This is a genomic window from Aminobacterium sp., from assembly GCF_034926885.1.
Taxonomy (GTDB): domain Bacteria; phylum Synergistota; class Synergistia; order Synergistales; family Aminobacteriaceae; genus Aminobacterium.
Genome location: NZ_JAYFQR010000002.1, coordinates 217,263 through 225,618, shown reverse-complemented (window position 1 = coordinate 225,618; position 8,356 = coordinate 217,263). Strand labels below are relative to the sequence as shown.

At 41.7% G+C, this 8,356-nt stretch carries 12 protein-coding genes and 1 tRNA gene; 12 read left to right on the top strand and 1 reads right to left on the bottom strand.

Annotation, left to right across the window (positions count from 1 at the left end; all coding sequences use genetic code 11):
• Both VB083_RS01680 and lepB (VB083_RS01675) read left to right on the top strand, forming a co-directional pair.
• Positions 1 to 163, top strand: a 163-nt coding sequence (locus tag VB083_RS01680; RefSeq protein WP_213699255.1) for a formate--tetrahydrofolate ligase, incomplete at its 5' end; no start/stop codon positions are given.
• Between the two features lie 152 nt (positions 164 to 315).
• A complete protein-coding gene (lepB, locus tag VB083_RS01675) occupies positions 316 to 834 on the top strand; it encodes a signal peptidase I (protein WP_213695917.1) in 519 nt (172 codons plus the stop codon).
• Positions 835 to 845: 11 nt separating this feature from the next.
• Here the strand turns inward: lepB (VB083_RS01675) and VB083_RS01670 are convergent.
• Positions 846 to 933: transfer RNA gene (locus tag VB083_RS01670), tRNA-Ser, on the bottom strand.
• A gap of 128 nt (positions 934 to 1,061) precedes the next feature.
• Here VB083_RS01670 and VB083_RS01665 point away from each other — a divergent pair.
• The 10 genes from VB083_RS01665 to VB083_RS01620 all read left to right on the top strand — a co-directional run bounded on the left by VB083_RS01665 (position 1,062) and on the right by VB083_RS01620 (position 8,353).
• A complete protein-coding gene (locus VB083_RS01665) occupies positions 1,062 to 1,478 on the top strand; it encodes a CoA-binding protein (RefSeq protein ID WP_213690740.1) in 417 nt (138 codons plus the stop codon).
• Between the two features lie 163 nt (positions 1,479 to 1,641).
• Entirely contained in the window at positions 1,642 to 2,058 is a 417-nt protein-coding gene (locus VB083_RS01660) for an acyl-CoA thioesterase (RefSeq protein WP_213690741.1), read from the top strand.
• On the top strand, positions 2,058 to 3,926 hold the full coding sequence (gene iorA, locus VB083_RS01655; RefSeq protein ID WP_213695919.1) for an indolepyruvate ferredoxin oxidoreductase subunit alpha: 1,869 nt from the start codon (positions 2,058 to 2,060) through the stop codon (positions 3,924 to 3,926). Before VB083_RS01660 ends, iorA begins: the two co-directional genes overlap by 1 nt.
• 4 nt (positions 3,927 to 3,930) lie before the next feature.
• Entirely contained in the window at positions 3,931 to 4,485 is a 555-nt protein-coding gene (locus VB083_RS01650; protein WP_213690743.1) for a 2-oxoacid:acceptor oxidoreductase family protein, read from the top strand.
• A 106-nt stretch (positions 4,486 to 4,591) separates the two neighbouring features.
• Positions 4,592 to 4,996 (top strand): hypothetical protein, encoded by a 405-nt coding sequence (locus VB083_RS01645; RefSeq protein ID WP_213690744.1) that lies wholly within the window; start codon positions 4,592 to 4,594, stop codon positions 4,994 to 4,996.
• Positions 4,997 to 5,082: 86 nt separating this feature from the next.
• Positions 5,083 to 5,622, top strand: coding sequence for a signal peptidase I (gene lepB, locus VB083_RS01640; RefSeq protein WP_213690745.1), 540 nt, complete (start codon positions 5,083 to 5,085; stop codon positions 5,620 to 5,622).
• Position 5,623: 1 nt separating this feature from the next.
• A complete protein-coding gene (locus VB083_RS01635; RefSeq protein WP_213699239.1) occupies positions 5,624 to 6,460 on the top strand; it encodes a YlqF/YawG family GTPase in 837 nt (278 codons plus the stop codon).
• Positions 6,445 to 7,029: a ribonuclease HII gene (locus VB083_RS01630; RefSeq protein WP_213690747.1), complete on the top strand. Its 585-nt coding sequence runs from the start codon at positions 6,445 to 6,447 to the stop codon at positions 7,027 to 7,029. Before VB083_RS01635 ends, VB083_RS01630 begins: the two co-directional genes overlap by 16 nt.
• Positions 7,026 to 8,084, top strand: coding sequence for a hypothetical protein (locus VB083_RS01625; RefSeq protein ID WP_213695921.1), 1,059 nt, complete (start codon positions 7,026 to 7,028; stop codon positions 8,082 to 8,084). The genes VB083_RS01630 and VB083_RS01625 overlap by 4 nt, the downstream gene beginning before the upstream one ends.
• A complete protein-coding gene (locus VB083_RS01620; protein WP_213690749.1) occupies positions 8,081 to 8,353 on the top strand; it encodes an EscU/YscU/HrcU family type III secretion system export apparatus switch protein in 273 nt (90 codons plus the stop codon). Before VB083_RS01625 ends, VB083_RS01620 begins: the two co-directional genes overlap by 4 nt.
• The last annotated feature ends 3 nt before the right edge of the window (positions 8,354 to 8,356 follow it).

Here is an 8,356-nt window from a genome sequence, read left to right as displayed (position 1 = left end):
AGAAGGCTTTGAGCTGACGGTGAGAGAAGTTCGCCTGTCGGCGGGAGCAGGTTTCATTATTCCCATAACGGGATCGATAATGACCATGCCTGGCCTTCCGAAAGTTCCAGCCGCTATGAGAATTGACGTTGACGATAACGGGAATATTACCGGCTTGTTCTAAAAACTAGAGAATCTGTAAAATAACGGTCGACTTAAACTAAGTCGGCCGTTATTTTTATTTTTGCGTCTCTATTTTTCCTTTTGTGGTATATTTTTTTAGGATTCTCTCATAGAAGAGTGTTAAAAATTAAAGCTTGTGATGGAGGTTATTTTATGTCTGTTAAACCCTGGTGGCGCGAGACCCTTGAAACTGTTCTTTGGGCAGTGGCGCTTGCGCTTGTTCTCCGTACCTTTGTAGTTCAATCTTATTGGATTCCAAGCGGATCGATGATACCGACTTTGCAAATTCGAGACCGCGTTATGGCTGCTAAATTTTGGTATTACTTCTCCGAACCTAAGCGGGGACAAATTGTGGTTTTCAAATTTCCTGACGATACAAAAAAGGATTTTGTAAAACGTATCATTGGGCTACCAGGAGAGACGATAGAAATTCGGGATGGCGTTGTCTATGTAAATGGTGAGCCTCTTCAGGAACCCTATATACAAAATCATGATTCAGTTTCAATGAATTCTATAACAGTGCCGCAAGATCACTACTTTATGTTGGGAGACAACAGGCCTAATTCATGGGATGGACGTTACTGGGAACATCAGTTTGTTTCTAAGGAAGCTTTGCGTGGCCCTGCATTTTTCCGTTTCTGGCCTCTACCGAGGGTAGGTATTCCTAAATAAAGGCATGAAAATGGCGGAGGACAGAGGATTCGAACCCCTGGAGGCTCACGCCTCAACTGATTTCAAGTCAGCCGCCATCGACCACTCGGCCAGTCCTCCGCTTATACTAAAGGGACATGTGTCCGGGCATGTATTATACACATTGGTCTGGAAGCAGACAACCCTTTTCATAGAAAAGATGGGCTATAATTTTAGAGATTTTTATTTCTTAAAGAGGAGGACTAGCGATGGAGAGAATGGAAGTGATCAAAAAATACATTTGTACCCCTTCTTCTATCGCCATAATAGGAGCTTCCCCGAAAGAAAACAGACCTGTTTATGGTGTGATGAATTATCTTCAAAAGATTGGTCACACACTTTATCCTGTAAACCCAGCATATAAAGGAAAGGAAATTCTCGGCATTCCCTGTTTTGATTCTTTGAGCGAAATACCAGATTCTATTGATGTTGTTGCTTTTTTTCTCTCACCTTCCTTGCAACAACCTGTAGCAGAAGAATTAGTGAAGAATAAAAAAAATCATCCGGTAGTTTGGTTTCAGCCGGGAGCGGAGAATCCAACAGTGGAATTATGGCTTGAGGAAAGAGGCTTTTTTGTCGTTAGTTATGAATGCATGATGGTAGCCCATCGTAAGTGGTGTTTTTAATTTATTATAGGCAAAATACGTTATACAATTTTAACGATAGCCATAAATTGTCACACTTTTGGTATCTATGGTATATAATTCTATAAAGAACGATTCCTTTTTCTTGCCTAAAATCCTTCATAGAGCTACTTTTTATTCTTTGTTTTAAGGGAGGTTTTCCCCTTTGTATCATGAAATTGCCATTTCTTTGCGAGTTCGTTATAGCGAAACAGATCAAATGGGAATTGTTTATTACGCCAATTATTTAACGTGGTTTGAGATTGGACGTACTGAATATTGTCGTGCTTTAGGTATACCCTACACTAAATGGGAAGAAGAAGGGGTGCTTTTACCGGTAGTGGAGGCATCTTGTCGATATCTATCCCCAGCACGTTACGATGATAACCTGACTGTTACAACGTGGGTTGAAGAAATAAAAGTGTCGAGTATGCGATTTGGATATCGTATTGAGAGAGAAGAAGATAAAAAAACATTGGCAGAGGGCACAACTCGTCATGCCTTTGTTGATAAAGAGGGAAAGTTGCTTCGAAGAAAACATCCTTTTTATCTCTGGATTCAAAAACTTATTGAAGAAAAATAATGGAGGTGGCGTGTACGGTGAGCACAAAGGCGATACTCTTGGGCAATGAAGCCATCGCTCGTGGTATTGTGGAAGCCGGCTGTGCTGTGGCTACTGCATATCCAGGAACTCCTTCTTCGGAGATTTTGCCAGCAGTGGCTAAGTTTGCAGATGCGCTCGGAACTTCTACAGCCGTTGAGTGGGGAGCAAATGAAAAAGTAGCTTTTGAAATGGCAACGTCAGCAGCTTTTACAGGAGTTCGATCTTGCGTCGTTATGAAGCAAGTTGGTTTGAATGTTGCTGCCGATCCATTTATGAGTGCTGCTCATTTCGATATGAAGGGTGGAATGCTATTAGTTGTAGCTGATGATCCAGGTCCCCATAGTTCTCAGACAGAACAGGATAGCCGCTTTTTTGCATATTTTGCTAAAGTGCCATGCTTTGATCCTTCGACTGCGGCGGAAGCGAAAGATATGGTTTTCGATGCATATGATCTTTCGGAGAAATACAACATCATTACAATGCTTCGACCGAGTGTACGCGTAGATCACTGTCGTCAGGACGTAGATATAAAAGATGTTCTTACTATAGACAGAGAGATACGTTTTGAAAAAGATCCGGCACGATGGGTTTGTCTTCCTGCTACTGTCAGAATCAACCATCCTAAACTCAATAAGAAAAACGATCAAATCAGAGAAGATTTCGAAACAGAATATAGCAAATATAACTATGAAATTCCTGCAAAAGGCAAAGCCAAGCTTGGCATTATTGCCTCTGGCGTCTCTTTTTCTATTGTTTATGATATTTTGAAGGCTTGGGGACGTGAAGATATCTCCATATTGAAAATCGGAACTCCAGTGCCATTACCAATAAAAATGGTGACAGATTTTATCAATCGCCATGAAAATGTTCTTGTTCTTGAAGAAACCTATCCTGTTGTTGAAATGCAGCTCTTAGACCGAACAAAGGTCAAGGGGCGCTGGAATGGATTTGTTCCAAGAGCAGGTGAGCTTTTACCTGAAGTTATTGAATCTATCATTCTTAAGGCTCTTGACGAAGAGAAAGCTGTTGGTGCTGATAGCGACCTGAAGGCAGCTCTTGAAGAGTTAAAGATAACTCCGAGAAAGCCTATGTTATGCCCTGGTTGTCCTCACCGAGCAAGCATTTTTGCAATTCGTCAGGCTATTCCGAATGCCATTAACCCATCTGATATTGGTTGTTATACCCTTTCTGTTAATCAGAAGGGAGCAGATGCCGTTATGGATATGGGTGCGTCTGTAACTATGGCTTCTGGCCTTTATTTAGCTCATAAAGTAATGGGAAAGGATCAACCCATTGTTTCCACAATAGGCGACTCTACTTTTTTCCACATGGGAATACCCGGGCTTGTTAGCGCAGTATATAACAAGCACGCTTTTGTTTTAAGCATTCTTGATAACAGAACAACGGCGATGACAGGTGCCCAGTCGAATCCTTCTGTAGGAGATAAGTTGCGCAAAGGGGATGAGGGGCGAATAGTAGAAATCGAGCAGGTTGTTCGGGGTTGTGGCGTTCACTATGTGCAAACTCTTGAAGCCTATGATGTGGAAGAAGGCAAAAGGTTGGTAAAAGAAGCCTGGGAATACGCAAAAGAACATCAGGAACCAGCTGTGCTTATATTTAAGCACCCATGCATGCTTCTTCGAGAGCAACAAGATAAGATTCAGGTAAAAGTGGATTCGGAGAAATGTATTGGTTGTAAATTCTGCATCAATTTCTTTAATTGCCCTGGGCTTGTTTTTGACGAAGCTAAGAAGAAAGCTTACATCGATGAACGATTCTGTGTATCTTGCGGCGTTTGCACTCAAGTATGTCCGCACGGGGCTATAATTCCTGTGGAGGAGGCGTAGACCCATGCAGTATGTCATAGTTGGAATTGGTGGACAGGGAATTTTATTTTCAACAAAGGTATTGGGCCATATAGCCATGTCTCGGAAAGAGAATGTAATGGGTAGCGAAGTTCATGGTATGGCGCAACGTGGAGGCTCTGTTATCAGCCATTTCAAAATAGGGGAGTATAAAAGCCCGTTGGTAAAGGCTGGGGAAGCTGATATTCTTTTGGCTTTTGATCAAAATGAAGCTATAAGAAATCTACACTTTCTTCGCGACGGAGGAAATTTGATTGTCAATATATTTGACGAAAAAGCTTTTGGTAATAGCCATCTTGACAATTACTTGAGAAAAAAGGACATAAAACTTTTTAAGATCAAAGGGTATGACCTTTTAAAAGAGCATATGGGGGGTAATTTTCTCTTCTTAAATGTTCTCATTTTAGGAGCTCTTTGTGCATCTAATGTCAGCAATGTTAAAATTGACGAAGTTCGGGAAGCTATAAATCAGTTATCTCCAGAAAAGTTTGCAGATGCAAACTTGAAAGTTCTCAACCTCGGGTACGATGCCCTTTCGTAATATTAAAAAGAGGTTATGTGGAGGGAGCTCAAAAGGGCTCCCTCTTTTTATTAGTGAAGGTTTTTCGTCCTTTGAGCTCCTTGTTGTATGTGCTATAACGATAATAATGTTGGGAGTTTTTTGTGCTGGCTTTCGGCCTCTTTTTCGAGTTAATTCTTCTTGTTATAAAGCCAGACAAGAAGCGGAACGTTTTGCTCTGTGGTTTGAATCGCAATTAACAAAGGGCAGACTAGAAAGAACTTCGTGTATTATTCGTCTCTTGCCAGGAGATCGTCCTGTCGATCAAATAAGGATTACGTGGGATACTGGAGAACGAGAGATTTATGATGCTCATGGTCGTGCATGGTTTCAGATGGGAGGATTCAATAGAGCTCCGCTATATAGTCCTTATTGGCATACGATTTCTCCTGCGTTTGTTCTTGATGTTTCAACAAGACCTCAGCAAGGGGAAAAAGTTTGTAAAGTCATTGTTTCACCACATTGTTTTGTCAGCATCGAAGAAAAAAGGTAAACTGAATACATCTCTATTGAAATCTCAAAAGTACTGGGGTATAAAAAGACAATTCCGATAATGTAGTAGAAGTGGGGGTTCGTTTAATGGCGGAAGTGAGGCCATGGTGGAGAGAATTTGTTGAAACAATATTATGGGCTCTTGTGCTTGCACTCATTTTAAGAACTTTTATTGTGCAGGCATTTTGGATCCCAAGTGGCTCTATGCTTCCTACATTAGAACCAGGGGACAGAGTTTTGGTAGCAAAATTTCTATATACTTTTCGAGAACCTAAGCGGGGAGATATTTTTGTCTTTAAATTCCCCTTAGACCCTAAAAGAGATTTTGTTAAAAGAATCATAGGTCTTCCTGGGGATACTCTTCATATTAAAGATGGAGTTGTCTATATAAATAATAATCCTCTTCATGAAGGCTATGTTAAACAAGCTGATGATTATACACTTTTGCCAAATTTGATTTTCCCGAATGTTCCCGTACATATACCTGCAAAAATGTATTTTGCCATGGGAGATAATCGTTCTCACTCTCAGGATAGCCGCTATTGGGGATTTGTCCCCCAAAAAAATATTCGAGGCCCTGTCCTTTTTCGATATTGGCCTCTCAATAGAATAGGAGTTGTTCGTTAACGTGCCACGTACAGTTTGGTTCCCAGGACATATGGCTAAAGGTAAGCGCAAACTGGAGGAATTAGCCAAAAAACTAGATATTATTTTCGAACTTCGCGATGCAAGAGCTCCGCAGCTTACGTCTTCGCCGATGACTGTTCAGCTTTCCAAGATATGCCCTGTATATATCGTTCTTACTCGAGCTGATCTCGCTGAAGAAGGGGCAACAAAAGCTTGGTTAAGTTTCTTTGCTTCTCAGAAAAGTAAAGCTTGGGCATTCAATCTCTTAGAGGGGAAAATACAATCGTTGCGTCGTGATTTAACCAAGATGAAGCCTTCCCATAGAGAACTTCGCCTTGCTGTTGTTGGAATCCCCAATGTGGGGAAATCATTGTTTTTGAATCTTCTCGTGGGTAAAAAACGAGCTCAGGTTGGAGGTATTCCCGGAGTTACTAAAGGTGTTTCATGGTATAAGGGACAAGATATTCTTGCTGTAGATTCTCCTGGAATACTTGATCCCCATTCACATAATGAAGTCCATCGCCGTTTGGCCTGGCTTGGAAGCTCAAAGGCTCAGGTTATAGGTGGGACCGATGTTGTTGCTCTTTCTCTTATTGAGTTTTTAAAAGAACGTGGATATTGGCATTTGATAGAAGAGAAGTGGAATATAGAGAATGAAGCTGAGGAATCACTGATTACTCTTGAAAAAATCGGGCGTCGCTTGGGGTGTCTGGTTAGTGGTGGACGTGTTGATTTCTCTTTAGCAGGACAGCGCTTTCTTGATACTTTTTCGACTGGAAAGCTTGGACGTATAACTTTAGAATGGCCAGGGGAGCGGTATCCATGGGAGATCGATTAATTATTGGCGTTGATGAAGCAGGTCGTGGCCCTTTAGCAGGACCAGTTGTTGCAGCTGCAGCCATTTTAACGCCATCTCAAAAGGAAAGTTTGTTGGCTTTAGGTCTCAATGATTCGAAAAAACTTACCCCTGTAAAGCGTGAGAAAATTTTTAAAGTAATGCTTAGTCTTGGTGTGGTTTGGAAGGCCCAGGCTGCTTCTCCACGGCGTATTGATAGCATGAACATTCTTCAGGCTACTCTTTGGGCCATGTATAGATCTGTTAAAAAGCTGCCCCCTGTCTTTGATGAAATTATTGTCGATGGAAATATTCGAATTCCGTATCTTGAGGGTGTTTCTCAACAGGCCATGCCGAAGGCAGATAGCCTTATCCCAGAAGTGGCAGCTGCCTCTGTTATAGCAAAAGTTTTACGAGACAGGGCTATGATAGCTTTAGACAGGGTGTATCCCCAATATGAATTTGCCAAGCATAAAGGGTATCCTACCGTGAAACATCGAACTCTTATTGCTCATTTTGGACTATCGCCCATTCATCGTAAAAGCTTTACATGGAAGGTCCCGACGCCATGATGTCTCTCAATGGCCTTTCTGGTCCGGTTGGCGGAAAAAATGTATCGGAAAGTTTACATCAGACTCTGTCTGAAAGTAATGTCTCGTCTACGAAAGCTTCATCCACTAAGGCCATTGCCAATGGGAGTCTTGTTGAAGGGCGCGTTATAGATACATGGCAGGGGGGATATCTTGTCCGAATAGGATCGCAGAATCTTAAAGCTATGGCTAATATTCCTCTCGTTGTAGGTCAGCGATTTCAGGCCATTTGGGATACGTCAGGAGACATTCCTGTTCTTCGCCTTCGTGACGTTGATGTAGCTCTCCTGGGAAGCTTGTCCGAAACTGATCGTCCTATAGCTGAAGCTCTTTTGCTTCGAGGACTCCCTATCTCGACGGAAGTATTAAAAAGTCTTCAAGTAGCATGGATTCGCGCAGGAGGGAAGCAAAACATGCTTGCCCCCCTTGTGGAGCTCTGGGCTCGAAATTTGCCTTTATCCTCCCAAAACATTAATCTTCTGGTATGGTATATAGGTCTTTCCAAAGAAGAACTTCTTGATGTGTGGAAAAAGATTCGCCAGAAGTTTCATGAGGGACTTGAAAAAGGGGAAAATCCTCACGCGGTGTTAAGACGTTTATTGTCAGATACAGACGATGTAGGTTGTTTTTTGCAAGCCCATAGTTTGCTTATGAAATCGGCGCGACAGAATCATAGCGAAGTCGTGCCCTTTTTTTCAGCATGGTGGCCTGTAGGAGAAGAAACAGAAACACTTGCCGCCAAAGTAAGAGTAGAAAAAAGAAGTTTGGAAAATTTGAAAAATTCTTTTTGGAGAGTTGCATTTGATCTGGATTGCTACAATCTAAAAACTGTGTCAGGAGAAGTTGCAACAGAAGGTCATTCGCTGGGAGTTACACTGAAGGTGGAAAATCCGACTGTGCAAAGAATTCTCCGCAGAAGAAAAACGGAGCTTTACGATTTGCTAGATGGGCTCCCTCTCCATACACAATATATTTCCGTTGCTTTGAAGGATATAGAGAGAGATATTGTGTATAGGAGGTTTGATGTAGAAATATGAACGCTTTTGATAAAAGAAAAAAAGCGGCAGCCCTTTCATATAATCCCGAAAAAGATAATGCTCCTAGAGTAGATGCTTTTGGTGAAGATTTTCTCGCCAGGCGAATCATTGAAGTTGCGAAGGAAGCAAATATTCCTATCGTAGAAGATGCTGCATTGGTTTCAGCTCTTTTAACCCTTGAGCTAGGAGAAGAAATCCCTGTAGATCTTTACGAAGCTGTAGCGCGTATCCTTGCTTTCTTATATAAACTTGACAAAGGAGATGAATAAAAC

Coding starts and splice junctions, on each gene's coding strand:
- lepB (WP_213695917.1), top strand. CDS start 316: ATGTCTGTTAAACCCTGGTGGCGCGAGACCCTTGAAACTGTTCTTTGG.
- VB083_RS01665 (WP_213690740.1), top strand. CDS start 1,062: ATGGAGAGAATGGAAGTGATCAAAAAATACATTTGTACCCCTTCTTCT.
- iorA (WP_213695919.1), top strand. CDS start 2,058: ATGGAGGTGGCGTGTACGGTGAGCACAAAGGCGATACTCTTGGGCAAT.
- VB083_RS01650 (WP_213690743.1), top strand. CDS start 3,931: ATGCAGTATGTCATAGTTGGAATTGGTGGACAGGGAATTTTATTTTCA.
- VB083_RS01645 (WP_213690744.1), top strand. CDS start 4,592: ATGTTGGGAGTTTTTTGTGCTGGCTTTCGGCCTCTTTTTCGAGTTAAT.
- lepB (WP_213690745.1), top strand. CDS start 5,083: ATGGCGGAAGTGAGGCCATGGTGGAGAGAATTTGTTGAAACAATATTA.
- VB083_RS01630 (WP_213690747.1), top strand. CDS start 6,445: ATGGGAGATCGATTAATTATTGGCGTTGATGAAGCAGGTCGTGGCCCT.
- VB083_RS01625 (WP_213695921.1), top strand. CDS start 7,026: ATGATGTCTCTCAATGGCCTTTCTGGTCCGGTTGGCGGAAAAAATGTA.
- VB083_RS01620 (WP_213690749.1), top strand. CDS start 8,081: ATGAACGCTTTTGATAAAAGAAAAAAAGCGGCAGCCCTTTCATATAAT.